Raw genomic sequence first — 26,436 nt, 5'->3', positions numbered from 1 at the left:
GCTGGGGGAACGCTTCGGAACGCTGGGGAACACTTGGGAACGCTTCGGAACGCTTCGGCGTCGGGACCGGAACCCGGTCGCACCGGGCGATGTTCGCGACATTTCCCATCAAACAGCCGCATTCGTCCACCCGCAGTTCACAGCGGTGCGCGTGGCGGCGTCGCGGCTGCTGCGCCATCCGTCGCCCAAACGGTAGGCTTTCCGTGTGATCTTCAAGCGCATCGGCAATGGGCGGCCGTACCCGGATCACGGCCGGACGAGCACCCGACAGTGGGCTGACGTCGCCCCGCGTCCGGTGCGGCTCGACCAGCTGGTGACCACCAAGGGCCAACTCGACCTCGAAACCCTGCTGGCCGAGGACTCGACCTTCTACGGGGACCTCTTCGCCCACGTGGTGAAGTGGCACGGCGACCTCTACCTGGAGGACGGCCTGCACCGGGCCGTCCGGGCCGCGCTGCAGCAGCGCCAGGTGCTGCACGCCCGCGTCCTCGAAATGGAGTGACGGGCCGCCACCCCAGGCCCCGTCGGACCCTCCGCAGACTTCCGGACCGCCCCCTCGCCACCCGGCGCAGGGCGGTCCGCCCGTACCCCGGTACCCCCTTTCGGGTACCGGGGTACTCCAGATGATGATCGTTTAGTACCTTCGCAGCCGTACGGCACTACGCTGCTGACTACGGCCGCGACCAGGGGATCCGCCCGCACCCGGGGCACCCCCACCCGGCCGATCCGTCATCCCGACCCCGCCCCGGCACGAGGGGGAGACAACCCATGAGCATGCTGACTCCCCAAGGCCTCAAAGGGAAGCAGTACCGCATCACCGGCAACGCCTATCCGCGCCTGGGCCGGCCCCCGAAGCGGAGCCGCAAGGTGGTCGCCGCGCTCGTCGGGCTGCTCGCCCTCGCCCTGATCGCCCTCGGCGGCGTGCAGCTGTACGACATCTTCACCGGCAAGAACAAGAACTCCTCGGCCCAGGCCTGCGCGACGCCGTCCGGCAAGCCGCTGGCCGCCCCGACACCGGGCGCCACCCCGGGCGCCACCGCCGCCTCCGGCGCGCCCGCCGCCCAGGGCGACCCGCACGCCATCCCGCAGCCCTCCACCGTCACCGTGAACATCTACAACGCCACCACCAAGGCCGGCCTGGCCGGGCGGACGGCGGAGGAGTTCAAGAAGCGCGGCTTCACCATCGGCAAGGTCGGCAACGCCCCGGCCGAGCTGGACAAGAAGGTGCCCGGCACCGCCCAGGTGATCGCCGGCCCGACCGGCGCCGGAGCCGGCACCCTGGTCGGCTCGCAGATCGCCGGGGCCGCCGTCACCGCCGACGCCCGCGCCGACACCAGCGTGGACTTCGTGATCGGCGACAGCTACAACGCCCTGCTGGACGAGACCCAGGCGGCCGCCGCCCTCGCCCTGGCCACCAAGCCCTCCCCCACCCCGACCACCGCCGGCAGCTGCTGACACCCCGGCAGCGACGGAAGGGCCCTCCGGCGGTTCGCCGGAGGGCCCTCGGTCGTCCTCTGCCTGCCGGGTCTCAGCCCGCGGTGCCGTACAGCCGGTCGCCCGCGTCGCCGAGGCCGGGCACGATGTAGCCGTTCTCGTTGAGCCGCTCGTCCAGGGCGGCGGTGACCACCGTGACCGGCAGGCCGGCCAGCTCCCGCTGCATCAACTCGACGCCCTCGGGGGCGGCCAGCAGGACCACGGCGGTGACGTCGGTGGCGCCGCGCTCGATCAGCATCCTGATCGCGGCGACCAGGGTGCCGCCGGTGGCCAGCATCGGGTCGAGCACGTAGACCTGGCGGCCGGAGAGGTCGTCGGGCATCCGGGTGGCGTACGTGGAGGCCTCCAGGGTCTCCTCGTTGCGCACCATCCCGAGGAAGCCCACCTCGGCGGTCGGCAGCAGGCGGGTCATCCCGTCCAGCATGCCGAGCCCGGCCCGCAGGATCGGCACCACCAGCGGGCGCGGGTAGCTGAGCCGGGTACCGAGCGTGACCGCCACGGGCGTGGTGATCTCCACCTCGTCGGTGCGGACGTCCCTGGTGGCCTCGTACGCGAGGAGGGTCACCAGCTCGTCGGTCAGGCGACGGAAGGTCGGCGAGTCGGTGCGCTCGTCGCGCAGGGTGGAGAGCTTGTGGGCGACCAGGGGGTGGTCGACGACGTGGAGACGCATGTACCGAGGTTAGCCCGGGTCTGGACGGGTGTACGACACGCCGGGCCCGCCAGGGGTGCCGAACCGGACACCGGACCGGGTGACGCCTCGTGACACGCCGTGACGCGCCGCTGATGTCCGGACGGAAGCACCTCCTGTGGTATCAACCGGGCCGTTCTGGGAATGTCACCTCTTATGACGAGCAACCCGAAAGCCGGGGACGGCTCGGCGGACACGCCCGTCGGCGGGGCGGGCCCGCCGCACGACCCCCCGGAGACCGAGGCCGAGCGCCGCAGACGGCGGGCCGTCTTCCTGCGCGAGCTCACCGAGGCCCGGGAACTGCGGGAGCGCGTCCAGCCCCGGCGGACCAAGGAACGGCGGATGCGCGAGGCGATGCGGATGCGAACCTTCCGGATCTGAGCGGCGCCCCGGCGGCCTCCGAGTGGACGCCCGTCTGGACGCCCGTCTGGGCGCCCGAGTGGACGCCCGATCGGCCCGGACGTGCGTTCGGAGCAATTTTCGACCGGCCCCGGGCCGCACCGGCACGACCGAGCCCCCCGCCGCCCGGTCCTTCCGACACGACCTGCGAAGACGCGCTGCCGAACACTCCCCGCAAGGGCGGGCTTTCTGTCACGATTCCGAGGGGACGGTCCGAACAAGCGGACCGCCTCTGGCGCGGGGGCGGCCAGATTTCCGCGTTGCCCAGCGCGCCGGCAGCCGAGACCGATGATCTTGGGAGTGTCCTGGTGGCGTACTTCGCTGCAGTGCTTGCTCGCACCGAGGACGGGTGGGATGTGAGCGAGACGGAGCTCGACGACGTCGAAGCCCTGGCCGATCTGGCCGACCTGGCCCGCGACTCCGCCCAGGACGACGACAGCGTCCTGATCTTCATCGAACAGGAGGACGTCTGGTTCGCCGTCGTCCGCGTGGACGGTGAGGAGGACCCGCGGATCTTCGTGTCGGACGGCGCCGCCGCCGCCCGCAGCTCCTACGGCTCCGTCCTCACCGACGAGCTGGTCGACCAGGCCGGCGAGAGCGAGTTCGGCGACCTGGACCACCTGCTGGACGACAGCGAGGAGGCCGAGGAGCCGGACGACGACGCCGAGCCGCTCGGCAGCGTCCCGGTCGGCCCGCTCGGCGACGCCCACCTGCTCGCCGAGTTCGGCCTGGCCGCCGACCGGCTGCTCGCCCTCAGCGGCGAGGGCGCCGTCCCCGGCGACGCCTTGGAGGAGATCGCCGAGGCCCTGGGCTGCGGCGAGGTCCTGGAGGCCGTCCGGTAACGGCCGGATGCCCGACACTGGATGCCATGCAGTCCGCATCCACCGCACCGGCCGTCCCGTACGTCCCCCCGCTGCCCGCTCCCGTCCGCCCCGACCCGGTCCGCGACCGCTGGGCGGCGCCGATGCGCCTCGCCATCGCCGAGGCCGCCCTGGCGCCGGCCACCGGGGACGTCCCGGTCGGGGCGCTCGTCCTGGGGCCCGACGGTGAGGTGATCGGACGCGGCCACAACGAGCGCGAGGCGGTCGGCGACCCGACCGCGCACGCCGAGGTGGTCGCGATCCGCCAGGCCGCCGAGAGGACCGGAGAGTGGCGGCTGAGCGGCTGCACCCTGGTCGTCACGCTGGAGCCGTGCACGATGTGCGCCGGCGCCATCGTGCTGTCCCGGATCGACCGGGTGGTCTACGGCGCCCTCGACGAGAAGGCCGGCGCCGCCGGCTCGCTCTTCGACGTGATGCGCGACCGCCGGCTCAACCACCGCCCCGAAGTGATCTGGGGCGTCCTCGCCGACGAGTGCGGCGACCAACTGCGGGCCTTCTTCGACACCCACCGCTGAACCCCTCGCGCCGGCGGGCACCCCGATACGGATTTCGTTCCCGAGGCCACCGTTGGTAGAGTTCCCCTCGGTAGCGTGTCCGAGCGGCCAAAGGAGCACGCCTCGAAAGCGTGTGTGGGGGCAACTCCACCGTGGGTTCGAATCCCACCGCTACCGCCAGAAAGCCCGAGGGCCCGTCCGATCCGGACGGGCCCTCGGCGTTTCCCCCGCACCCTCGGGCGCGGAAAGGCTCCGCACGCCGGGCCGATGACCACCGGCGCCCGGTCCGTACGGAGCCTGGAGGGGGAGCGGCTCGGGGGGACTGACCGCTCCCCCGGCGGAGTCCCACAACCGGCGCCGCGTCGGGGGGAGCCGCGGCGGCCGGTCCCACAGCGGGGAGCTCCGGATCCACGTACCGGGGATTCCTGCCGGATCCTCGGTACGTCATCCATCCTGCCGCCCGGCTCGCGGCCGGGCTCCCGGAGAAAGGCCCCACTCGCGGGGACCTTCGTCCCGCCGGCCGAACGCGTCGCACACTTGATAGCCCGTCCGGGTGGATAAGCTGCCCCCTGCAGGCCGCTCGGGGACCGAATGACGGCGGCCACAGCTGGAGGAGGGTCACCCGATGGCGCAGGCGAAGAAGATCGGCACGGCCCTCCTGCTCATCTTCGTGCTCTACTCGATCATCACCTCGCCGACCCGGTCCGCCGAGCTCGTCCAGCTGGGTTTCGAGGGCATCTCGAACGCGGCGAAGGCCGTCGGCACGTTCATGACCGGGCTGATCAAGTAGCCGTGCCCGGCCCGGCTGTTCCCGCCCAGGGTGCGGACGGCCGACGGCATGCCGCGGCGCACCGGCTACGGTGGGCGGGACTCTGTACCCCCGTCCGCGAGGAGCGCCGATCGTGATCCGGCACCTGGTCCTGTTCAAGCTCAACGAAGGCGTCGGCAAGGACGACGAGCGCGCGCTCGCCGGTGCCAAGGCGTTCGCCGAGCTCGGCGCGGTGATCCCCGAGCTGCGCGAGTGGGACTGCGGCTGGAACACCACCGAGCGGGACATCGCGTACGACTACGCGATCAACAGCCTGGTCGAGGACCGCGACGCGCTGCAGGCGTACCTGACCCACCCGGCCCACCAGGCCGCGGCGGGCCAGTGGCGCGAGTTCGCGACCTGGGTGATCGCCGACATCGAGGTCTGACCCCCCGTCCGACCGGGCCCTTCCCGGGCCCTTCCCCCGGACGGACCGCGGCGCCCCCTCCGACCTTCGGCCGGGGCGCCGTGCTCTGTCCCGGAACGACCCTTGCGGCGCCTCGCCGACGGGCCCGGCGAAGGTTGAACACCCCACCAACACACCTCCACCGGGTGCTTGCCGACCTGTGCCCACCTTGTGATGCTATGACCGGTTTTGCCGGACATGGCGAGGTGGTGAACCAGCCGCGACACCCGATCCGCAGGGCCCGTCGTTGTCGACTATGGGAGGGGTGACGTGTCCGTGGACGACGTACTGGCGTCGATCATCAGCCCGGCCGGCGAGCTCCGTCCCGACGGGCTGCGCGGCCCCGGCGGCCGGCCCGTCGTGGACGTCCGGACGCTGACCCGGGTGCTGTTCGAGCGGCTCGCCGAGCTGCCCCCCGACGCCCCCGAACGGGAACGGGTCCGGGCCGCCCTGATCGAGGTGAACATCCCCCTGGTCCGCTACGCGGCCACCCGTTTCCGCAGCCGCAGCGAGCCGATGGAGGACGTCGTCCAGGTCGGCACCATCGGCCTGATCAACGCGATCGACCGCTTCGACCCCGGCCGCGGCGTCCAGTTCCCCACCTACGCGCTGCCGACCATCCTCGGCGAGATCAAGCGCTACTTCCGGGACAACGTCCGCACCATGCACGTCCCGCGCCGGCTGCAGGAGCTGTGGGTCCAGGTCAGCGGCGCGATGGAGGAGCTGACGGTGCTGCACGGGCGGTCCCCCAAGGTGCCCGAGATCGCCGCCTGCCTGCGGATCCCGGAGGAGGACGTCCGGGCCTGCCTGGACGCCGGGCGGGCCTACAACGCGGCGTCCCTGGAGGCCGCGCAGGAGCACGAGGGCGGCCTCGCCCTGCTTGACCGGCTCGGCTACGAGGACGCCGCGCTGGCCGAGGTCGAGCACCGCGACATGGTCCGCCACCTGCTGGTCCAACTCCCCGAGCGGGAGCGACGGATCGTGATGCTGCGGTTCTTCGCCAACCTCACCCAGTCCCAGATCAGCACCGAGCTGGGGATGTCCCAGATGCACGTCTCGCGGCTGCTCTCGCGGATCCTCACCAGGCTTCGGACCGGGAACTCATGGGAAGAGTGAGATTGCAGCGCGTTACCCCCGCGTGACATCTCGCGACGTTCGGGTTTGCCGTGGACCGTGTTCCGGTATGGAGGGGGCAGGGCCCGCCGGGAACCTCCCTGCGACGGCTCCCGTTTCCACTGTCAGTCACAAGGGGGTGGGTGCATGTCCGGAGAGCTGGGCACTGCGGAGATCCACGCTGGTCACGCCAATGGCACGGCCGTCGTCGAGGACCTGGTCCCGCGGCAGCGGGTCGAACCGGTCGAACCGCCCGGCCCCGAGGCGGCGCCCGAGACCCCGCCCGCCTCCGGGCTGGACACCCGGACGCTCTCCCGCTCGCTGTTCCTGCGGCTGGCCGCGCTGGAGCCCGCGAGCGCGGAGCACACCTACGTCCGGGACACCCTGATCGAGCTCAACCTGCCGCTGGTCCGGTACGCCTCGGCGCGCTTCCGCAGCCGCAACGAGCCGATGGAGGACATCGTCCAGGTCGGCACCATCGGCCTGATCAAGGCCATCGACCGCTTCGACCCGGAGCGCGGGGTGGAGTTCCCCACCTTCGCGATGCCCACCGTGGTCGGCGAGATCAAGCGCTTCTTCCGGGACACCAGCTGGTCGGTCCGGGTGCCGCGGCGGCTCCAGGAGCTGCGGCTGGCGCTCACCAAGGCCGGCGACGAGCTGTCCCAGCGGCTGGACCGCTCGCCCACCGTCGCCGAGCTGGCCACCTGCCTGGGGGTCAGCGAGGAGGACGTGGTCGAGGGCCTCGCGGTGGGCAACGCGTACACCGCCAGTTCGCTGGACTCCGGTTCGGGCGAGGAGGACAGCGACGGGCCGCTGGCCGACCGGCTCGGCTACGAGGACCTCGCGCTGGAGGGCGTGGAGTACCGGGAGTCGCTGAAGCCGCTGCTGGCCAAGCTGCCGCCACGCGAGCGCCGGATCATCATGCTGCGCTTCTTCGGCAACCTGACACAGTCCCAGATCGGCGAGGAGATCGGGATCTCGCAGATGCACGTCTCCCGGCTGCTCACCCGGACGCTCACCCAGCTCCGCGAGGGGCTCATCAGCGAGGTCTGAGCCGGTCCGGTCGACTCCCGGCGCCGTCCAGCAGGTTGACGCGCAGGCCGGCCAGCACGCCGTCGTCCAGCCCGAGCCCCTCCCGCCAGAACGGGTCGAAGCCGCCCCAGCCGGCCTCGACCTCCGCGAAGGCCGCGTCCAGGTAGCTGCCGTCGGCCCGGAAGACCGGCAGGAGGAGCTCGGGTTCGCGCATCAGGCCGCGGGCACCGAAGTCGTCCAGCACCCGGGCGACGGCCGGGGCGGAGCGCTCGTTGGTGAGCAGGTAGTCGGCCAGGACGGTCCCGCGGTCCACCCCGAGGGCGGTCAGCAGCAGCGCGGCCGCCCAGCCGGTGCGGTCCTTGCCGGCCGAGCAGTGGAACAGCAGCGGCGTCCCGTCCGGGGCGGCCAGCAGGCGCAGCAGTGCGGCGAAGCGCTCGCGCGCCACCCGGTCCGTGACGAACCACCGGTAGAGGCCGGTCATCAAGGCTGCCGCCCCGCCATCGCCGAGCAGGGCGCGCTGGCGCTGGGGGCTGCTGTCGGCCAGGGCGTCCCTGACGGTCAGGTGGATGTCGAAGTCCCTGGCCAGCAGCGGCAGGTGGTGCAGGGTCACGCCTCCGGGCAGGCGGTCGAGGCCGGCCGCGCGGACCTCGTTCATGCTGCGCAGATCCACCACCTGGCGCAGGCCGAGCGCGGCCAGCGGGCGGAGGTCGTCGGCGGTGGCATGGTTCAGGCCATCGCTGCGCAGGGCCACGCCGCTCCTCAGCACCCGCCCGTCGGCCGTCCGGTAGCCGCCCAGATCGCGGGCGTTCACCGCACCGCGCAGCCCCAGGCTGCGCCCGACCAGCGCCGTTCCGTCCGGTTCCGGCCCCCTATTCCGGGTGCCCCCGATTCTCTCGGACTCGGCTTGCCGATCGACCATGCGGGGCCTCCATTGCATATTCGGACTGTCACATGGCACAGCCGTGCCCGATATTGCATGAACCTGCCCAATGGACCGGCGAGATGTGCGAGAGTGTCGTGCGCGACGACGCCAGTGTAGGTGTCCCTTCCGCCCCATCGGGCTCCACCGTCGGTAACCACGCGTAGCACTCGGCTTCCGGTTTTTCATTTTCAATTCATCATTTGCATCACCGGTCCAGTTCCGGTCACAATCAGCGCCTTCATGGCATCGCCATGAACGTTGGTAACAGGTTCGCTGCACTCTCGCCCTTTTGGCCCCCCGCACGGCCGACCCTCGACCAGGATGGGCGCCGGGCAGCCTGCTGCCCGCGAACAGCTACACGGGCAGGCGAGCGCCGAGCAGCGCGACGCGTGCCCCAAGGGGAGGATCACCATGGGTCGAGCGACCCGAAGAGTCGCCGCGTGCGCGGCGGCAGTTCTGCTGGCCAGCGGGCTGCAGACCACCCTGGCCTTCGGCGGCACCACGCCGCCCAGGATCGACCTCACCATCCTGGTCGTCGACGACGGCGGCCCGTCGGTCGCAGCCATCACCGCCGAGCTGAAGAGCCAGGGGACGCCGTACAAGGTCGTCAGCCTCAATGACCCCAACCGCCCCGTCATCAACTCCGCTTTCCTGAGCGACACGGTGAACGGCCAGCCCCGCGGGAAGTTCCAGGGCATCGTGCTGCCCAACGAAAACCCCTTCCCCGACAGCGCCGCCGAGATGACGGCCATCGCGAGCTACGAAGCCGCTTTCAACGTCCGCCAGATCGACGCGTACACCTGGGCCAGTCCGGCGGTGGGGCTGAACTACGCCCAGAATCCCGGATTCGTCGGCACACTCGACGGATTCCAGGGAGCCACCACCACGGCCGGAACTTCGGGCCCGTTCGGGTACCTCAAGGGCAGCGTCCCCTTCGAGGACAACGACCCGAACGTCAGCGAGAGCTACGGCTACCTGGCCACCCCGCTCGCCACCCTCCCCTCGGGCGCCTCCTTCGTCCCGCTGGTGGACGCGCCGATACCCGGCGCGACCACGCGCGGATCGCTGGTCGGTGAGTACACCCACGACGGCCGCAAGGAGCTGGTCGTCACCTTCGTGTACAACCAGTACCAGCAGCAGTACCGGCTGCTGGCCCGCGGCATGGTCGACTGGATCACCCAGGGCGTCCACCTCGGCTACGACCGCAACTACTTCGCGGCGCACGTGGACGACGTCTTCCTGGCCGACGACCGCTGGGACACCGTGCTGAAGTGCACCCCCGGTGACGTCACCTGTCCGCCCGGCACCCCGGACACGGCCAACCCGATCCGGATGACCCAGACCGACGCGCAGTACCTCAAGCAGTGGCAGACCGCCAACAACTTCACCCTGGACATGGTGTTCAACGGTGGCGGCAGCGAGGACTGGAAGGCCGACCACGCGACCACCGTGGACCCCACGGCGAACCAGATGATCGCCGACCAGAACAGCTACCGCTGGGTCAACCACACCTACAGCCACCCGTACCTGGGCTGCGTCCAGGACGTCTCGGTGGTGCCGTGGAAGTGCACCAAGGACGCCTCGGGCAACGCGGTCTGGACCGACCAGAACACCATCTCCACCCAGATCAAGAGCAACTTCGACTGGGCCGCCGCCAACGGTCTGAAGCCCGACCCGCAGGTCCTGGTCACCGGTGAGCACTCCGGCCTGCTGACCGCCCCCCAGGAGACCAGCGACAACCCGTACCTGGCCCCGGCGCTGGCCGCCAACGGCATCAAGTTCACCGCCAGCGACGCCTCGCGCGAGGCCGGCCAGCGGGCCGTCGGCTCGTCCACGCTGACCGTGCCGCGGTACCCGATGAACGTCTTCTACAACGCCGGCACGGCGAAGGAGGAGGCCGACGAGTACAACTGGATCTACACCAGCAAGGCCAACGGCGGCAGCGGCGTCTGCGAGAACAACGCCAACTCGACCTGCCTGCCGGCGCCGCTGGACGCCAACACCGGCTACCAGTCGTACATCGTGCCGCTGGAGGCCCGGATCGACCTCGGCCACGTGCTGAGCAACGACCCGCGGCCGCACTTCATCCACCAGTCGAACCTGTCCGAGGACCGGATCCTGTACCCGGTGCTGGAGAAGATCCTCGGCACCTACCGGTCGCTGCACGCCGACAACGCCCCGATCGTGAACCTCGGCGAGCGCGAGATCGGCCAGGAGTTCCAGAAGCGCGCGGCCTGGAACACGGCCCTCGCCGCCGGCCAGGTCACCGCCTACCGGGTCGGCAACACCGTCACGGTCAACGCGCCGTCCGGCGTTCAGGTCCAGGCCACCATGCCGACCGGAACTGCTCAGAAGCTGGCCATCGGCTCGACCGCCTTCGGTTCGTCCTACGCCGGTACGCTCTCCGGCTGGGTGGCCCCGGGCGCCCTGCAGAGCAGCATCACCCTGCAGCTGCCGGCCGCGCCGGCCGCCCCGGCCGCCGTCGCGCCGAGCATCGCCGCCAAGTCCGTCCCGGCCCCGGCGCCGGCGGACAAGAAGGTCGTGCCGCAGGGCGTCGCCACCCCGGTCCCGGCGGGCCCGGGCGACACCACCCGCAAGCCGGCCCCGTCGCTGGTCCCCGGCAGCGGAACCCCGGTGCCCGGCAAGGGCCTCGCCGCTGACGGCAACGGCCACGGCGGCACGAACCAGAACGGCCGCGGCGACAAGACCGCGGCGAAGAACGGCAAGGCCTCTGGGGGGACGGCCTCGGCCAGCAGCACCACCGGACGCTCCGGCAACCGGTAACCCGCACCACCCGCCGGCGGGGTCGGACCGGGCGACCGGCCCGACCCCGCCACGGCTCCCGTTCCGGCCACCCACGCCGGAACCGACGCAAGAACAGGAGGGGGGACAGGAGATGCGCGTCACCCTGCTCACCGAGGGGACGTATCCGCACCAGCACGGCGGCGTCAGTGTCTGGTGCGACCAGCTCGTTCAAGGCATGCCCGACGTCGACTTCGACGTCATCGCCGTCACCGGTACCGGCCACGAAGCACTGGCCTGGGAGCTGCCCGCCAACGTGCGGTCGGTCACGACCGCCCCGCTGTGGGGCCCGGCCGTCGAGGCCAGAGCGCCCCGCGGCAAGGAGATGCGGCGCTTCCTCAACGCGTACGAGCGCTTCCTGCACTCCCTCCTCGACCCGGTCTACACCACGCACTTCGGCACCGAGCTGTACGGGTTCGCCGACCTCGCCCGGCGCGGGCTGCTCAGCCCGGCGCTGCGCAGCGAGCGCGCGCTGCGGACCCTCCAGCACGTGTGGACCCGCGACTACCTGCCCACCGCCGCCTCCCGGCCCACCCTGCACGACGCCCTGAACGCGACCGACCTGCTGGAGCACGCCCTGCGGCCGCTCTCGGTCGAGCCGCCCAAGGACGGCGTCGCGCACGCGGCCAGCGGCGGCCTCGCCACCCTGCCGGGGCTGATCGCCGCCCAACAGTACGGCGTACCGTTTCTGCTCACCGAGCACGGCATCTACCTGCGCGAGCGCTACCTCGGCTACCGCACCGGCCCGTACCGCTGGCCGGTCAAGGCGCTGCTGCTCGGCTTCTACCGGATGCTCGCCGAGGAGAGCTACCGTCAGGCCGCGCTGGTCACCCCCGGCAACCGGTACAACCGGCGCTGGGAGGAGCGCGGCGGCACGCCGTCCGCGCACATCCGCACCGTCTACAACGGGGTGGACCCGGCGGCCTTCCCGCCGGCCGGCCCCGAACCCGCGACGCCCACCCTCAGCTGGGCCGGCCGAGTCGACCCGATCAAGGACCTGGAGACGCTGATCCGGGCGTTCGCCATCGTCCACCGCGAGATCCCCGAGGCGCGGCTGCGGCTCTTCGGAGGCACTCCCAAGGGCGGCGAGGCGTACCGGGACGGCTGCATAGCCCTGGCCGCCGAGCTCGGCATAGCCGAGTCGGTGGCCTTCGAGGGCCGCGTCGCCGACATCACCGACGCGTACGCGGCGGGCAACGTGGTCATGCTCTCCAGCATCAGCGAGGGCTTCCCGTTCACCCTGATCGAGGCGATGTCCTGCGGCCGCGCGACCGTCTCGACCGACGTCGGCGGCGTCCGTGAAGCCGTCGGCGAAACCGGCCTGGTCGTCCCGCCCCGCGAACCCGAGCCGATGGCGGCCGCCGCGATCGAACTGCTCCGCGACGCCGAACGGCGCGCCCGGCTCGGCGAACAGGCCCGGCTGCGGGTGATCGAGCAGTTCACGCTCCGCCAGAACATCGACGGGTTCCGCGGCATCTACACCGAACTCCTGGGCACCGCCCGCTGGATGCCCGACCGCATGGTCGCCGTCACCGACCAGGCCCCGACTCCCGACTGGGACCAGCCGCTGGCCGTCGTCCGCCCCCAGCCGAGCGAGGTGGGCGCGTGAACGGGCGAAGCGAGCGAACCGTCGACAGGTGCGCGTTCCGCGAAGCCACCGCCGAGTGCAGCGCGGTGGCAGCATGAGCGGCCCCCTGCGGCTCGTTCCGGACGAGGACGGCTCCGAGCGGACGGTGCAGTTGCGCACGCTGCCGCTCAAGCTCCGCCGTCCCGCCCCGCCGGAGCCCGAGCCCGGCCCCGAGGAGCAGCTCGGCCTGTCCGCCGACCCGCTGGACGAACTCGCCGAGCGCCTGCGCGAGATCTGCGCCGACGCCGTCCACCCGTACGAGATCGCGGCCATCCTGGAGTCGGACGGGCTCTCGGACGAGCAGGCCGCCCTGCTGTACGGCCGGCCCGACGCGTTCACCGTCGCCGAGGAGCTGTTCGAGAAGGTCGAGCGCCGCTACCCCGGCCCCAGCTCCGAGTTCGCCAACCCCTGGCGGGCGGACCCCTGGCGCTGCGTCGTGCGCGGCCTGGTCTTCGCCCTGCCCGGGCTCGGCTACCTGCTGGGCGCCAACCTGTTCGCGACCGCCCGGATGCGCTTCGGCCTGCCCTCGGGCATGGTCGCGCTGTCCGTCGCCACGCTGGTCAGCTGGGGCTTCAACCAGGCGCTGGCGCACCGCGCGTACCGCTGGCTGGGCCGGCTGCGCCGCCGGGAGGCCGCGGTCTGCCTGGTGTTCGGCGCACCGCTCGGCGCGCTGGTCGCGTCGGTCTGCGCGTACGTGGTGGGCGGGCCGCTCGGGGCGCTGTGCTTCGCCGCCGGGCAGTCCTGCTACCTGGGCGCGGCGACCGTGCTGCTGGTGCTCGGACGGGAGAAGTTCCTGCTGCTGGCGCTGGCGCCGGCCTCGGTCGGCGCGGGCGTGGTGCTCGCGGTGGACGTCCCGCAGGTGGTCCGTACGGTCGTGCTGGGCGCCTCGCTGCTGCTGGCGGTCGGGCTGGCCGTCCGGGAGCTGCTGGCCTGCGTCCGCGGGGGCGAACGCGAACCGGTGGCGCTGAAGCTGCCGATCCGCCAGGAGGTCCCGCACCTGCTGTTCGGCCTGGCCTGCGGCGCGCTCACGCTGATCGCGGGCCTCGGCGAGACCATCCACCAGGCCGTGCAGGCCGCCTCGCACACCGCGCACGCCGTGCACGCCGCGGCCGCGGCCCTGCCGCACCACCGCGGGCCCGAGGTGAGGACCACCCCAACCGGTCCGGCCATGATCGCGCTGACGCTCAGCCTCGGCCTCGCCGAGTGGCTGCTCTTCCGCTACCGGGCGATGGCGGTGGCCGCGCTGCGCAGCAGCCACACCGCCGGGCAGTTCACCCGCCGTACCGGCGGGATCCTGCTCGGCTGCCTGTTCATCTACCTCACCACCGTGGCCGCGCTGGACGCCGCCGCGACCGTGCTGTGGCCGGGCGCCCCCTCGCTCGGTGTGCCGCAGCTCGGCGCGATGCTGCTCCTCGGCGGCTCGCTCTGGCTGGCGCTGCTGCTGAACGCCTTCGGGTTCAGCTGGAGCACCGCCCTCATCTGTCTGGCCGCCGCGGGTACCGAGAGTGCCGGGCTGCTGACCGGCGCGGATCCGATCGTCCTGCAGCTGATCGGCTGCGGGGCGGCCGCCGTCCTCCTCACCGCCCTCGCCGGGCACGCGCTCGGCCGCACCACCCAGCACCGCTGAACCGCTTCCGTACCCCGTCCGACCCGCACCACGATCCACCGCAGCACGTCCGACCCGCCCCACCTGGGGCACCAACCAGGCCACCGGCGGCCGACCACCACACAGCGTCCGGCCGCCCCGGCAGATCGAGAAAGCGAACCCCGCATGAGCAGCGTCGCGGTTACCGGAGCCGAGGGCTTCATCGGCTCCCATCTCGTCGAGACACTGGTCGCCGACGGGCACCACGTCCGCGCGATGGTCCAGTACAACTCCTTCTCCTCCTTCGGCTGGCTGGAGACCCTGTCCGAGGAGGTGCTGGGCTCGGTCGAGGTCGTCCTCGGCGACGTCCGGGATCCGGGCTCGGTCAACGGCCTGGTCAAGGGCACCGAGGCGGTCTACCACCTGGCCGCCCTGATCGCGATCCCCTACTCCTACCGCGCGCCGCACTCGTACGTGGACACCAACGTCACCGGCACGCTGAACGTGCTGGAGGCGGTGCGCCACCTGGAGATCCCGCGTCTGGTGCACACCTCCACCAGCGAGACCTACGGCACCGCGCAGACCGTGCCGATCACCGAGGACCACCCGATCAACACCCAGTCCCCGTACGCGGCCTCCAAGGCCGGCGGGGACCGGCTGGCCGACAGCTACCACGCCAGCTTCGAGACCCCGGTCGTCACCCTGCGCCCGTTCAACACCTTCGGCCCGCGCCAGTCGATGCGCGCCGTCATCCCGACCGTGATCGCCCAGGTCGCGGCCGGCCAGACCGAGATCACCCTCGGCGACCTGCGCCCGACCCGCGACTTCACGTTCGTCAAGGACACCGCCAACGCCTTCCGCACGGTGGGCACCGCGGCCGCCGAGACGGTGGTAGGCCGGACCTTCAACGCCGGCACCGGCGGCGAGATCTCGGTCGGCGACCTGGTCACCCTGGTCGGCAAGCTGATGGGCGTCGACCTGGTGGTGAAGGAGGACGAGCAGCGCATCCGTCCGACCAACTCCGAGGTCATGCGCCTGGTCGCCGACGCCACCCGGCTGCGCGAGGCCACCGGCTGGGCGCCGCGGTTCAGCCTGGAGCAGGGCCTGGAGCAGACCATCGAGTTCTTCCGCGACCCGGCGAACCTGGCGCGCTACAAGACCGACATCTACAACGTCTGACGCCTGACGTCCGACGTCTTAGCGATCATGCTCGTCCCGGCAACCAAGGTTCGTGTCCTGCACATCCTTTCCGTGGGGGAAACACCATGCATGCAGTGATCCTGGCCGGCGGCAAGGGCGTCCGCCTCCGCCCGTACACCACCGCGCTTCCCAAGCCGCTCGTCCCGATCGGCGACCAGCACGCGATCCTGGAGATCGTGATGCGCCAGCTCGCCGCCGCGGGCTTCCAGACCGTCACCCTGGCCATCGGCCACCTCGGCCACATCATCCGCGCCTACGTCGGCAACGGCACCCAGTGGGGCCTGCGGGTCGGCTACGCCGTCGAGGACAGCCCGCTCGGCACCATGGGCCCGTTGCTCACCATGCAGGACCGCCTGCCCGAGCACTTCCTGGTGATGAACGGCGACATCCTGACCGACCTGGACTTCGCCGGGGTGCTCAAGCACCACGAGTCGTCGGGCGCCCCGCTGACCATCGCCACCTACGCCCGCCAGGTCAAGATCGACTTCGGCGTGCTGACCAGCGAGTCCGGCACCATCACCGGATTCCAGGAGAAGCCCACCATCGACTACCGCGTCTCGATGGGCGTGTACGGCGTCTCGCGCTCAGCGCTCGCCAAGTACACCCCCGGCCTGCCGCTGGGCTTCGACGAACTGGTGCTGGACCTGCTGGCCGCCAAGACCCCGCCGGCCTCGTACGAGTTCGACGGCTACTGGCTCGACATCGGCCGCCCCGACGACTACGACCGGGCCAACGCCGAGTTCTCGACGATCCGCCCGGTCCTGATGCCCTTCGAGTCGGCCGGCGTCGCGCCGGGCGTCGCGGAGCTGCCGATCCCGGCCGCCCGCACCGCCCCGGACGACACGGCCGACGAGCCCGCCGCCGCGGGCGCCGAGAGCGACGGACGGGCCGCGTGAGAATCCTGCTTCTCGGCGGCGACGGCTTCCTGGGCCGTCACGCCTCCGCCGTCCTGCGGTCACTGCCCGGTGCCACCGTGCTGACCGCGGGCCGGCGGCCCGCCCACGACCTCCGGCTGGACCTGGCCACCGCCCAGGCCCGTCCGCTCGGCGAGGACCTCGCCGAGCTGGCCCCCGACGCCGTGGTCAACTTCGCCGGTGCGGTGGCCGGCAGCCGGGTCACGCTCGCCGAGGTGAACGCGCGTGGTCCGGCGGTGCTCTGCGAGGCGCTGCAACTCGGCGCCCCGGAGGCCCGCCTGGTGCACATCGGTTCGGCCGGCGAGTACGGCGTCTGCGCGCAGGGCAGCTCGCTGTCCGAGGACGCCGACGCCCGCCCGGTCGGCGTGTACGGCGCGACCAAGCTGGCCGGCTCCCTCGCGGTGGCCGAGTCGGGTCTGGACGCGGTGGTCCTGCGGGTGTTCAACCCGGTCGGCCCCGGCGCCCCGGCGGGCTCGCTGCCCGGCCGGCTGGCCGCCGAGCTGCGCCGGGTGGCGCCCGAGGGCGCCGACGGCGTCGTGACGGTCGGGGACCTCTCCGCCTACCGCGACTTCGTCGACGCCCGGGACATCGCCGCGGCGGTCGGACTGGCCGTCGCGGCCGACCGGCCGCTCCCCCGGGTGCTCAACCTCGCCTCCGGACGGGCCCGGCAGGTCCGGGCGATCGCCGACGGGCTGGTCGCCGCGGCCGGCTTCACCGGCCGGATCGACGAGAGCGGGGCGGGCTCCGAGCGCTCGGCCGCCGTCTCCTGGCAGCAGGCCGACGTCTCGGCCGCCGCCCGGGAGCTCGGCTGGCACCCGGAGACGGACCTCGCCGACACCCTGCGCGACCTGTGGCTCAGCACCACCGAGCCCACGCCGACCCCGGTGGTCGCATGACCGCCGGGCACCCCGACGGCCGCCTGCTGGTCCCGCTGTACGTCCACCCCGCGGTGGACCCGGCGGCCTGGCAGGCGGTCGCCGCCGCCGACCCCGACCGGATCGCCGCCGTCGTGCTCAACCTCGCGGACGGTCCGGGCGAGGTCCCGGACGGCGTGTTCACCGAGGCCGCCGACGAACTCCGCGCGGCCGGACTGCCGTTGGTCGGCTACACCGACACCGACTACGGCCGCAGGCCGCACGCCGCCGTGGTCGCGGACATCCTGACGTACCGTCAACGGCATGGCATCACCGGCGTCTACTTCGACCAAGTGGCCACCCACCCGGGCGCGTTGGCGCACTACCGGCGGCTGGCCACAGCGGCCCGCGCGGCCGGCTGCGGCATGGTGGTCTTCGGCCACGGCGAGCACCCGGACCCGGGCTACGCCGAGGTCGGCCTGGCCGACCTGCTGGTCACCTTCGAGGGCGACTGGGACACCTACCGCGCGATGACGCAACCGCTGTGGACCGGCCGGCACGCGGCATCCCGCTTCTGCCACCTGGTCTACGACGTCCCGGCCGAGCACGCCCGGGACGCCACCGCGCTGATCGGCGCCCGCCGGGCCGGCGTGGGCTGCGCCGTACCCGGCGCCGGGGAGAACCCCTGGCGCACCCTGCCGTACGGCCTGACCGCCGCTGAACTCACCTGACCCGATGCGGAGTTCGACTACCGTGAACCGCCGTACCCGGCTGCTGCCGACCGCCCTCGCCCTCGCCACCGCCACCGCCCTGCTGGCCACCTCGTGCAGCAGCTCCGGCTCGGAGGACGACGACTCGGCCGACGGCTCCCCGAGCACCCCGCCCACGGCCACCGCCCCGGGCACGCCCGGCACCACGGCGCCGGACACCCCCGACGGCAGCACCCCCGCCACTCCCGGCCCGTCCGGAGCCGCCACGAGCACGGCCCCGGGCACCCCGAGCGGCACCGCTGCCCCGGGCACGACCCCGCCCGGCACCACCACCCCGCCGCCGGCCGGCGCCCGCTGGCAGCCCACCCCGGGCCTGGCCTGGCAGTGGCAGCTCGGCGGCGGCGCCGTGGACCAGTCGGTGGACGTCCCGGTCTACGACATCGACGGCTTCGAGACCGACGCCTCGGTGGTGGCCGCGCTGCACGCCAAGGGCCGCAAGGTGATCTGCTACATCAACGCCGGTTCCTGGGAGGACTTCCGCCCCGACTCCGCCGCCTTCGCCAGGGCCCTGCAGGGCTCGGACACCGGCTGGAAGGGCGAGAAGTGGTTCGACATCCGCAAGCTCGACCAGCTGAAGCCGCTGATGGGCGCCCGCTTCGACATGTGCCGGAGCAAGGGCTTCGACGCCGTCGAGCCGGACACCATCGAGGCCTACAACCAGAACAGCGGCTTCCCGCTGACCGCCGACGACCAGCTCAGGTACAACCGGATGCTGGCCCAGCTCGCGCACGAGCGCGGCCTGGCCATCGGCCTGAAGAACGACCTGGACCAGATCCCCGCGCTGCTGCCGGACTTCGACTTCGCGGTCAACGAGGAGTGCGCGCAGTACGACGAGTGCGACCGCGTCGCGCCCTTCGTCAAGGCGGGCAAGGCGGTCTTCCACGTCGAGTACAAGCTCGACACGGGCCAGTTCTGTACCAAGGCCAAGTCGCTGGGCTTCAGTTCGATGCAGAAGAAGCTCGACCTGAACGCCTGGCGCAAGCCCTGCTGAAGTTCTCGTCCGCCGTCGCGCGGGTGACCCGGACGAGGGCCACCCGCGCGAGGGTCACTTGACCGCCAGCCAGATGACGGCGCCCAGCGCGACCAGCACGACGACGGCGATAGCCGCGATCAGGCCGGTGCGGTTGCCGCCGCCGCTGCTGCGGCCGTAGGTGGAAACGTTGCCCGGCTCCTGGCGTGCCGGGGTCTCGTCGACGAACGCCCGGAACATCTGGGTGCTGCCGGCGGGGTCGTAGTCGTTGTCAGCCATGGCACGGACTCTAACGAATCGGCCCACCTCAGGCACAGCCCGGACCCCCGTCCCGGCCGGCACCCCACCCCGTCGTGCGGCGCCGGTGCGACGGGCTCGTGAACATCGCGTGGCGCGCGGAATGCCCCATGGCGGAATCGGGTTGGCCCCGTTCATGACCGGAAACCACAGCCGGGTGAGCCTCGGCACCTCCGACCTGTCCGTATTCCCGCTCTCCCTCGGGGGCAACGTCTTCGGCTGGACGGCCGACGAGCAGCAGTCCTTCACCGTCCTGGACGCCTACGCCGCCGCCGGCGGCAACTTCATCGACACCGCCGACGTCTACTCGGCCTGGGCTCCGGGCAACACCGGCGGCGAGTCCGAGACCGTCCTCGGCCACTGGCTGCGCAGCCGCGGCAACCGCGACGAGGTCGTGATCGCCACCAAGGTCGGCATGCACCCCGACGCCCGCGGCCTGGGCGCCGCCAACATCAAGGCGTCGGCCGAGGCCTCGCTGCGCCGCCTGGGTGTCGAGCGGATCGACCTGTACTACACCCACCGGGACGACGACACCCCGGTCGAGGAGTTCGTCACCGCGCTGGACGAGCTGGTCCGCGAGGGCAAGGTCCGCGCGGCCGCCGCCTCCAACATCGGCGCCGAGCGGCTGTCCGAGGCGCTGGCCTTCGCCGAGCGCGAGGGCCTGGCGAAGTACGTCGCCGTCCAGCCGCACTACAACCTGGTCTCGCGGCACACCTTCGAGGGCCCGCTGGCCGACGTGGTCGCCGAGCACGGCCTGGCCACCGTCCCCTACTACGCGCTCGCCTCCGGTTTCCTCACCGGCAAGTACCGTCTCGGCGCCCCCGGTGTGGACAGCGCCCGTGCCGAGGGCGCCGCCCGCTACCTGGACGACCCGCGCGGCCCGAAGGTCCTGGAGGCCCTGGACGCCGTCGCCGAGGAGCACGGCGTCGAACTCGCCACCGTCGCCCTGGCCTGGCTCGCCGCCCGTCCGACCGTGGCCGCCCCGATCGCCAGCGCCCGCACCGTCGACCAGCTCCCGCCGCTGCTGGCCGCCACCGACCTGCGCCTCACCCCCGCGCAGACGGCCCTGCTGGACGCCGCCTCCGTCTGAGGCCGTCCGGCACCGCACGTCTCCGTCCTCCCGCAGGCCGCGAACCCGCCCCACCCCGGGCGGCGTTCGCGGCCTGCTGCGTTCGCGGCCTGCGGCGTTCCGACGGCACCGCCGGTCCGGGAACTATCGGCGGCACGGGCAAGTCATGGTCAATGAAACGCCAAGCAATGATCAAGACTTCCATCGACCACGACGCTCACAAGGGGGACGCTTTGGCCGACAATCCTGCTTGGAACGGTCTCTTCGACGACGAGGACCGGAAGCGGTACGCGAGCCTGCGGCTCAACTCCGCCGGCGGCAACGGCGCGAGCGGCAGCGGGAAGACGACCGTCAGCCCCGCCGACCTGAAGGCACGGGCCGGCACCGTCGACGAGATCCAGGGCAACTTCCGCACCGTCGACGACAACGCCCAGGAGAAGACGACCAACGCGTACGGCTCGCTGACCAGTTGGCTCACCGGCCCGGAGCTGCGCAACCGTTCCATCCGCTGGGACAACCAGGTGGCCACCCTCGGGAACACGCTCTTCGACATCGCCAAACGGCTGCGCCACACCGCCGACCAGTACACGGCGACCGAGAACGCCAACAAGCAGAACCTGTCCGGCGGGAACTGAGGGATCCACCACCGTGCTGAGCTACGAAATCGTCCGGAACGCCAAGATCGAACCGCTGCACGCGGCCGCCGAGGAGTGGAAGACCCTCCAGTCCCGCTACACCGGCCTGAAGGACCGGCTGACCAGCGAGGTCGCCGGCAAACTGGCCGCCGGCTGGGAGGGCGAGGCCGCCACCGAGGCCCGCGCGCTGATCCAGAAGGCCGCCGAACAGATCGACGCCGCCGGCAAGGAGTCCGCCGACATCAGCGGCCTGCTGGCCGATGCCGCCCAGCAGTTCGCCGACGCCCAGAACCGGCTAAAGAAGATCGCCGACGAGGACGGCCCCGCCAACCACCTCCAGGTCGACGGCACCGGGACGGTCACCGACGTCCACCCGCTGCTCCACGACAAGGCGGCCCAGGCCGACCCGGACTACCGGACGGTCTTCCTGCCCCAGCGCAAGCGCGCGGTGGAGGACCTGGTCCACAGCCTGGAGACGGCGCTCCAGCAGGCCGCCGACGCGGACCAGGCCGCCGCCTGGGCGCTGCGCTCGGACCCGAACGGCGCGAACGACAACGCGTTCAACCCCAACGGCTACCACACCCTCCAGGAGGCCACCGAGGCCCGCAAGGACCTCACCGACGCGCTCGCCCTGGCCGGAAAGGGCGGCGACCTCTCCGTCGAGGAGCTGACCAGGCTCAACGCCCTGCTGGAGAAGCGCAGGAGCGACCCGGCCTTCGCCGAGCAGTTCGCCACCACGCTCGGTCCCAAGGGCACCCTGGAGTTCTGGCGCGACGTCAACGACCCGGCGAAGTTCGGCGCGTACAGCAAGGAACGCAACGAGGCCGTGAAGAAGCTCCAGGCCTCGCTGGGCGCGACCCTGGGCACCGCGACCCAGAGCCACTCCACGTCCATGCAGGACTGGGAGAAGGAGATGGTCAAGCTCGGTCCCCGGGTCATGAACCGCCCGGGCGGCGGCCCGACGCCGCTGGGCTACCAGCTGATGAGCAGCCTGATGCGCTCCGGCGAGTACGACACCGAATTCCTCGACAGCTACGGCAAGAGCCTGCTCGCGTACGAGCGCAACGCCAAGACCGACCCCCAGCTCATCTGGGCGCCCGACTCGACCCAGCCCAGCTGGGACCACCTCGGCGGGGCCCGCGGCGGCGACGCGGTGGCCGGCTTCCTGGAGTCGCTCAGCCACAATCCGCAGGCCTCCACCCGCTTCCTCGACCCGGGCGACCCCCGGCACGACGACACCCTCAAGTACCTGCTGGAGGAGCGCCGCTGGCCCGAGGAGATGGGCCCCGACGGCAAGCACGTCCAGGGCCACCACTCGCTCGGCCTGGCCATCGAGGCCGCCGCCACCGGCGACCGGCCGGGCCAGGAGGACACCGTCAGGCACCACTCCGAGGCCCAGGCCCGGGTCATGCGCGACACCGTCAACCTGCTGGACGGCGGCATCGGCCACGAGAAGCTCCCGGCCGGCATGCAGCGCCCGATCGCCGACGCCCTGGCCGACTACTCCTCCGACACCCACGACATCCTCTCCGGCACCAACCGCGCCGCCAAGGACCACGCGGGCAGGGACGCCAGCGGCGTCTGGGTCGACCCGGCCACCGGGGAGACCAGGATGGCCACCGACAAGGGCGCCCTGATCCGGGTCCTGCGCGGCATCGCCGACGACCCGGAGTCCCACCACGTCGTCCAGCAGGCCGAGATGGTGCACGTCGCCCAGCAGCTCGCCGAACTCCCGGCGAACGCCGGCGAGAAGGACTGGAAGGGCGTGATGGCCAACTCCTCCGCCGCCCTCGGCGTCTACGACGCCGTCCAGGCGGACGCCATCCTCGACCAGCGCGACGACGACACCAAGGTCGCGGCCTGGAAGGCCAAGGGCCTGTACCAGGGCATCGGCACCCCGCTGAAGCTCGTCCCGGTCCCCGGGGTGGGAGCGATGGCCCAGAGCCTGCTCGGCGACGGGATCATGGGGTGGCAGTTGAACGCCACCGAGGAGATCAACGCGACCGCGGCCGGCCGGATCGAGGAGAACACGCTCACCGGCGCCGACGGCCGCAGCGGACACGAGGGGATCAGCGCCATGGTCGAGAAGTGGCAGCAGCAGCGCAACGGCCTCAACCCGGACGCCCCCTCCGTCGACTGGGACGAGCAGCAGATGCGGACCATCTACAACACCGGCCGCAGCGACGCGGCCACCGCACTCGGCCGTGGAGGCGAGAACAAGTGACGCCCGAGCCCACGCACCCGCGCGGGGCACTCCGGCGGTGGCGGCTCCCGGTCGCCGCCGCCGTCGGGCTGGCCCTCGCCGCCGGCGCCGTGTTCTACCTGGGCGGCGGGTACGACCGCTGGCGGGACGGCCGCAGCCTGGCCGGCCTCTGCCACGGCAGCCTGGACACGGCCGAGGTCAAGGAGTTCCTCGGCGTGGACCGGATGCACGGCAAGGACGCCGTCGCGCCCGACGGACCGGCGGCCTGTTCCGTCGTCAACCCGGAGCGCACCGGCGGCTTCCTGTCCGTCCAGACCGGCTGGAGTCCGAAGGGCGCCGCGCAGGCGCTGACCGCGCTGCGCCGCGAGCGCGCCGACCTCGCCACCACCATGGTCATGCCGCTCGGCCACGGCCGCCGGGGCGTCCTGGACCTGCGGGAGGACGACGGCGCGGTCGCCGTCCTCGCCCTGGACTGCCCCGCCCCGGGCGGCAGGGAACTGCTCGTCACCGTCAAGGGCCTGCCGCGCGCGGGCGCCGTCGACGACGCCGCCCAGCGGGCCAGGTTCGCCCGCATCGCGGCGCGCACCGCCGACGGGGCGGCCCGGGTGTGGGGCTGTTCGGCCCCCTCCGGTCCGGAAATCACCGACGTCCCGGCGGATTCCCGGTACCGGAAGGTTCCGGCCGGGCAGGCGACCGGCACCTGCGGCGGGCTGGCCGGGACGACCGGCGAGACGGCGGCCGACCCGAACGCCCCGGTCGAGGACTGCTTCCTGTACGACGACGGCGACAGCCCGCGGTTCCGCCTGGGGGCGTACTACCCGCCGTTCGCGGACGCCCTTCCGAAGGTGGCGCACTACCCGGTCGCCGGCGCGTCCGGCAGCCGGGACGGCCTGCTCTGGGCCACCGCCTCCTGCCCCGGCGGCGGCACCGCGCTCTACACGGTGGACACCGTCGACGACGGCAAGCGCACCACCACGCCCGACCCCGCCGCCCAGGGAGCCGCCCTGCGCGCCTTCGCCACCCGGTCGGCCGAGCGCCACGGCTGCTCCGCACCGCAGCTGCCCTGACACGCGGTCCGGGCCCTGACCGCGGCGCGCGCTGTCAGGGCCCGGTGCGGCTCCGGCGCTACGGTCGGCCGAAGTGGGTCGGGTAGTAGCTCGAGTCGAGGGTGGAGACCCGGACGGTCCTACCGGGCCGGGGGGCCTCCACGAACGTGCCGCCGCCCAGGTATATCCCCACGTGGTGGATCCCCGAGGCCCGGCCGCTGTCCGACCAGAACACCAGGTCCCCGCGGCGCAGCTGCCCCGCGCTGATCGGTGTGGTGGCCGCGTACTGGTCGTCGGCCACCCGGGGCAGGCTGATCCCGCTGCGGCGGTAGGCCTGCTGCACCAGGCCCGAGCAGTCGTAGCCGGACGGGCCGTTGCCGCCCCAGACGTACGGCTTGCCCAGCTGGGCGAGCGCGTAGTCGACGGCCGCCTCCGTGCTGCCGGAGGCCGGTGCCCGGTCCGCGGCCGCCTTGCCACCGGCGCCGCCGGACCCGCCGGTGCTGCCGGTGCTGCCGGTGCCACCGGACTGGCCGGTGCGGCTCGCGTAGATGTCGTGGTGGCCGGTCCACCGCCACTCGCCGCCGCTGTTCTTGAACCAGTACTTCGACCCGTCCCACCCCTGCTTCCCGGCCGCGGCGTGCGCGGAACCGGCCCCGGCCGTCAGGCCGACCACTCCGGCGCCGGCCAGCACGGTGGTGGCCAGGCAGGTGCTCCGTACGGCGCGGTGTATTCGGCTGCCGCCGGCCGCCGCCGCGGGGCGGGCGGTGCGCGGCCGGGCCGCGCAGTTCGGGCAGCCGCAGCCCGCGATCGCGGGGATGCTGCCGAGGCGCTCCTCGAAGCCGATCAGGCCGGGATCGTCGTCGAGGCCGGTACCGGGTTCGGCGTACGCGCCGGTGGCTATCCTCATGCGGGTCGTCCTTCCTTCCGCCCGGCACGCGCGGCCGGGGACGGTACCGAGGCGGCCACTCCGGCCGGGGCGACGAAGGCGACCAGCAGCTGCTCCATCAGCGCGCTGCGGGCGGCCTCGTCCAGTTCGTGCGCGGTCGCCCGCTCCAGGCGGCGGACGGCGAGCGCCGCCGCCTCCACCGCGTCGTCCACCAGCACCGTCCGCAGGCCCGCGTCCAGGTCGGCCAGTCGGCGGCGGCGCATCGACTCGGCGACCTCGGGCGCGTAGTCCAGCGCCAGCGGCTGCACCGAGTAGACCTCCAGGCCCGCCGGGGCGGCCTCGGCGGCCAGCGCCCTGGTCAGCTCGTCGGCGAACCACTGCCCGTCGCGCAGCGCCGGCCCGGGGGCCGCGTTGCTGTCGCAGGGCAGCATGGACGCGGTGCGGGTGAGCACCGCCTGGACCTGCTCGCGCAGATAGCCCTCGTGGTCATCGATCGCCAGCAGCACCCGCGCGGTGTCCTTGACCCGCCAGACGATCAGCAGCCGGACCACGATCGGCGTGCCGGTGCGGTCGACCACTTTGGCCGGCTCGCTGCGCCAGTGCCGCAGCCGGACGTCCACCCGGCGGCGGCGCAGCAGCGGGTTGACCCAGACCAGGCCGGTCCGGCGGACGGTGCCCCGGTAGCGGCCCCAGCGGGTCAGCACCCGGGTCTCGCCGCCCGCGTTGGCCAGCAGCCCGGCGACCGCGAACACCACCACCAGGCCGGCCGCGCCGACCTCGGCGATCGTCTGGGCGTCCACCTCCGCCCGTCCGCTCGCCCGCGCGACGGCGCCGCGCAGGTCGGGCAGCACGTCTCCGTGCGGCATGACACCGGCGCGCAGCAGGACGACCAGCACCCCAGCCAGGCCGAGCAGCACCACCAGCAGGGCGAGCCAGCCCGGCAGTGCGGTGGCCCCGTGCTCGCGCAGCGCCTGGTCGGCGCGCGGGGGGCGCCGGGAGGTGGCGGCCGCGGGGGCGCCGACCGGGGTGGCGTCGTCCACGAGTCCGACGGTCTCTGGGGCGGCCGTCTCCAGCGGGTCGCGCAGGTCCGCCGGGCCGGCGGGTGACGGGCCGGGGACGACGGCGAGCGGGGTCGTCGCCGGTCCGCTGTCGGCCGGGCCGACCGGCTGGGCGGCCGTGACGGCCGTGACCGTCCTCACCGTCGAGGCTCTGACCAGCGGGCTGGAGCCGGAGGCGGAACGTTCCGGCACGGCCGGCGGGAGCGCCTTGGGCAGGTGGTCGGGTCGCTGCGAAGAATCGCGGGTGACGTCCATGCACGGATCCTCAGGGTCGGTGTGTCGC

Annotated in this window: 25 protein-coding genes, 1 tRNA gene and 1 pseudogene; 22 read left to right on the top strand and 5 right to left on the bottom strand. The window is 72.7% G+C overall.

The features are described from left to right. Window positions 1-205 precede the first annotated feature (205 nt). Both AC0B61_RS03780 and AC0B61_RS03775 read left to right on the top strand, forming a co-directional pair. The gene (locus tag AC0B61_RS03780) at window positions 206-502 is read left to right on the top strand and encodes a type II toxin-antitoxin system VapB family antitoxin (RefSeq protein WP_030061387.1); all 297 of its coding nucleotides are present in this window, start codon (window positions 206-208) and stop codon (window positions 500-502) included. Window positions 503-768: 266 nt separating this feature from the next. Beyond that, entirely contained in the window at window positions 769-1,455 is a 687-nt protein-coding gene (locus AC0B61_RS03775; protein WP_471738996.1) for a LytR C-terminal domain-containing protein, read from the top strand. Between the two features lie 73 nt (window positions 1,456-1,528). On the opposite strand, the gene upp is transcribed toward AC0B61_RS03775, so the two are convergent. Beyond that, the gene (gene upp / locus AC0B61_RS03770; protein WP_030061389.1) at window positions 1,529-2,164 is read right to left on the bottom strand and encodes a uracil phosphoribosyltransferase; all 636 of its coding nucleotides are present in this window, start codon (window positions 2,162-2,164) and stop codon (window positions 1,529-1,531) included. Window positions 2,165-2,338: 174 nt separating this feature from the next. Between upp and AC0B61_RS03765 the strand changes: the two genes are divergently transcribed. The 8 genes from AC0B61_RS03765 (at window position 2,339) to AC0B61_RS03730 (ending at window position 7,336) form a co-directional block, all read left to right on the top strand. Beyond that, window positions 2,339-2,563 carry a hypothetical protein gene (locus tag AC0B61_RS03765; RefSeq protein ID WP_471738995.1) on the top strand — a complete coding sequence of 75 codons (225 nt, stop codon included), beginning with the start codon at window positions 2,339-2,341 and terminating at the stop codon, window positions 2,561-2,563. Between the two features lie 374 nt (window positions 2,564-2,937). After that, the gene (locus tag AC0B61_RS03760) at window positions 2,938-3,423 is read left to right on the top strand and encodes a tRNA adenosine deaminase-associated protein (protein ID WP_471738994.1); all 486 of its coding nucleotides are present in this window, start codon (window positions 2,938-2,940) and stop codon (window positions 3,421-3,423) included. 26 nt (window positions 3,424-3,449) lie between these two features. Then, on the top strand, window positions 3,450-3,977 hold the full coding sequence (gene tadA, locus AC0B61_RS03755; RefSeq protein ID WP_471738993.1) for a tRNA adenosine(34) deaminase TadA: 528 nt from the start codon (window positions 3,450-3,452) through the stop codon (window positions 3,975-3,977). A gap of 69 nt (window positions 3,978-4,046) precedes the next feature. Then, window positions 4,047-4,136: transfer RNA gene (locus AC0B61_RS03750), tRNA-Ser, on the top strand. Window positions 4,137-4,581: 445 nt separating this feature from the next. Then, the gene (locus AC0B61_RS03745) at window positions 4,582-4,746 is read left to right on the top strand and encodes a hypothetical protein (protein WP_471738992.1); all 165 of its coding nucleotides are present in this window, start codon (window positions 4,582-4,584) and stop codon (window positions 4,744-4,746) included. A gap of 112 nt (window positions 4,747-4,858) precedes the next feature. Continuing rightward, window positions 4,859-5,152 carry a Dabb family protein gene (locus AC0B61_RS03740; protein WP_471738991.1) on the top strand — a complete coding sequence of 98 codons (294 nt, stop codon included), beginning with the start codon at window positions 4,859-4,861 and terminating at the stop codon, window positions 5,150-5,152. A gap of 294 nt (window positions 5,153-5,446) precedes the next feature. Continuing rightward, window positions 5,447-6,286, top strand: a complete 840-nt coding sequence (locus tag AC0B61_RS03735; protein ID WP_471739367.1) for an RNA polymerase sigma factor SigF — start codon at window positions 5,447-5,449, stop codon at window positions 6,284-6,286. Between the two features lie 144 nt (window positions 6,287-6,430). Continuing rightward, the gene (locus AC0B61_RS03730) at window positions 6,431-7,336 is read left to right on the top strand and encodes an RNA polymerase sigma factor SigF (protein ID WP_471738990.1); all 906 of its coding nucleotides are present in this window, start codon (window positions 6,431-6,433) and stop codon (window positions 7,334-7,336) included. Here AC0B61_RS03730 and AC0B61_RS03725 read toward each other — a convergent pair. Further along, complete coding sequence (locus AC0B61_RS03725; RefSeq protein WP_471738989.1) at window positions 7,323-8,234, bottom strand: tyrosine-protein phosphatase; 912 nt, start codon at window positions 8,232-8,234, stop codon at window positions 7,323-7,325. The genes AC0B61_RS03730 and AC0B61_RS03725 overlap by 14 nt on opposite strands. Before the next feature lie 414 nt (window positions 8,235-8,648). Between AC0B61_RS03725 and AC0B61_RS03720 the strand changes: the two genes are divergently transcribed. The 8 genes and pseudogenes from AC0B61_RS03720 (at window position 8,649) to AC0B61_RS03685 (ending at window position 18,980) form a co-directional block, all read left to right on the top strand. After that, a complete protein-coding gene (locus AC0B61_RS03720; RefSeq protein WP_471738988.1) occupies window positions 8,649-11,021 on the top strand; it encodes a hypothetical protein in 2,373 nt (790 codons plus the stop codon). 112 nt (window positions 11,022-11,133) lie between these two features. Next, the gene (gene pelF, locus AC0B61_RS03715; RefSeq protein ID WP_471738987.1) at window positions 11,134-12,648 is read left to right on the top strand and encodes a GT4 family glycosyltransferase PelF; all 1,515 of its coding nucleotides are present in this window, start codon (window positions 11,134-11,136) and stop codon (window positions 12,646-12,648) included. 73 nt (window positions 12,649-12,721) lie between these two features. After that, window positions 12,722-14,293, top strand: a complete 1,572-nt coding sequence (locus AC0B61_RS03710; protein ID WP_471738986.1) for a hypothetical protein — start codon at window positions 12,722-12,724, stop codon at window positions 14,291-14,293. A 144-nt stretch (window positions 14,294-14,437) separates the two neighbouring features. Beyond that, a complete protein-coding gene (locus tag AC0B61_RS03705) occupies window positions 14,438-15,430 on the top strand; it encodes an SDR family NAD(P)-dependent oxidoreductase (protein WP_471738985.1) in 993 nt (330 codons plus the stop codon). 86 nt (window positions 15,431-15,516) lie between these two features. Beyond that, a pseudogene (locus AC0B61_RS03700) lies at window positions 15,517-16,218 on the top strand (nucleotidyltransferase family protein); the annotation flags it as partial. 125 nt (window positions 16,219-16,343) lie between these two features. Then, window positions 16,344-17,261 carry an NAD-dependent epimerase/dehydratase family protein gene (locus AC0B61_RS03695; RefSeq protein WP_471738984.1) on the top strand — a complete coding sequence of 306 codons (918 nt, stop codon included), beginning with the start codon at window positions 16,344-16,346 and terminating at the stop codon, window positions 17,259-17,261. Beyond that, window positions 17,258-17,950: a spherulation-specific family 4 protein gene (locus AC0B61_RS03690; protein WP_471738983.1), complete on the top strand. Its 693-nt coding sequence runs from the start codon at window positions 17,258-17,260 to the stop codon at window positions 17,948-17,950. Before AC0B61_RS03695 ends, AC0B61_RS03690 begins: the two co-directional genes overlap by 4 nt. A gap of 22 nt (window positions 17,951-17,972) precedes the next feature. Further along, window positions 17,973-18,980, top strand: a complete 1,008-nt coding sequence (locus AC0B61_RS03685) for an endo alpha-1,4 polygalactosaminidase (protein WP_471738982.1) — start codon at window positions 17,973-17,975, stop codon at window positions 18,978-18,980. A gap of 54 nt (window positions 18,981-19,034) precedes the next feature. Here the strand turns inward: AC0B61_RS03685 and AC0B61_RS03680 are convergent, their stop codons facing one another. Beyond that, window positions 19,035-19,238, bottom strand: coding sequence for a hypothetical protein (locus AC0B61_RS03680; RefSeq protein WP_471738981.1), 204 nt, complete (start codon window positions 19,236-19,238; stop codon window positions 19,035-19,037). A 154-nt stretch (window positions 19,239-19,392) separates the two neighbouring features. Here AC0B61_RS03680 and AC0B61_RS03675 point away from each other — a divergent pair, with 154 nt between their 5' ends. The 4 genes from AC0B61_RS03675 to AC0B61_RS03660 all read left to right on the top strand — a co-directional run bounded on the left by AC0B61_RS03675 (window position 19,393) and on the right by AC0B61_RS03660 (window position 24,230). Next, complete coding sequence (locus AC0B61_RS03675; RefSeq protein ID WP_471738980.1) at window positions 19,393-20,346, top strand: aldo/keto reductase; 954 nt, start codon at window positions 19,393-19,395, stop codon at window positions 20,344-20,346. A gap of 167 nt (window positions 20,347-20,513) precedes the next feature. Continuing rightward, the gene (locus AC0B61_RS03670) at window positions 20,514-20,960 is read left to right on the top strand and encodes a hypothetical protein (RefSeq protein ID WP_471738979.1); all 447 of its coding nucleotides are present in this window, start codon (window positions 20,514-20,516) and stop codon (window positions 20,958-20,960) included. A 13-nt stretch (window positions 20,961-20,973) separates the two neighbouring features. Continuing rightward, the gene (locus AC0B61_RS03665) at window positions 20,974-23,184 is read left to right on the top strand and encodes a hypothetical protein (RefSeq protein WP_471738978.1); all 2,211 of its coding nucleotides are present in this window, start codon (window positions 20,974-20,976) and stop codon (window positions 23,182-23,184) included. Then, window positions 23,181-24,230: a hypothetical protein gene (locus tag AC0B61_RS03660; protein WP_471738977.1), complete on the top strand. Its 1,050-nt coding sequence runs from the start codon at window positions 23,181-23,183 to the stop codon at window positions 24,228-24,230. The genes AC0B61_RS03665 and AC0B61_RS03660 overlap by 4 nt, the downstream gene beginning before the upstream one ends. 58 nt (window positions 24,231-24,288) lie before the next feature. Here the strand turns inward: AC0B61_RS03660 and AC0B61_RS03655 are convergent, their stop codons facing one another. Continuing rightward, window positions 24,289-25,116, bottom strand: a complete 828-nt coding sequence (locus tag AC0B61_RS03655; protein WP_471738976.1) for a C40 family peptidase — start codon at window positions 25,114-25,116, stop codon at window positions 24,289-24,291. Continuing rightward, complete coding sequence (locus tag AC0B61_RS03650; protein WP_471738975.1) at window positions 25,113-26,408, bottom strand: SPFH domain-containing protein; 1,296 nt, start codon at window positions 26,406-26,408, stop codon at window positions 25,113-25,115. The genes AC0B61_RS03655 and AC0B61_RS03650 overlap by 4 nt, the downstream gene beginning before the upstream one ends. Window positions 26,409-26,436 lie beyond the last annotated feature (28 nt).

This window comes from Kitasatospora sp. NPDC023385 (assembly GCF_055664045.1).
Note: the sequence above shows the minus strand (reverse complement) of the source record. Positions and strands in the feature narration are given on the sequence as shown.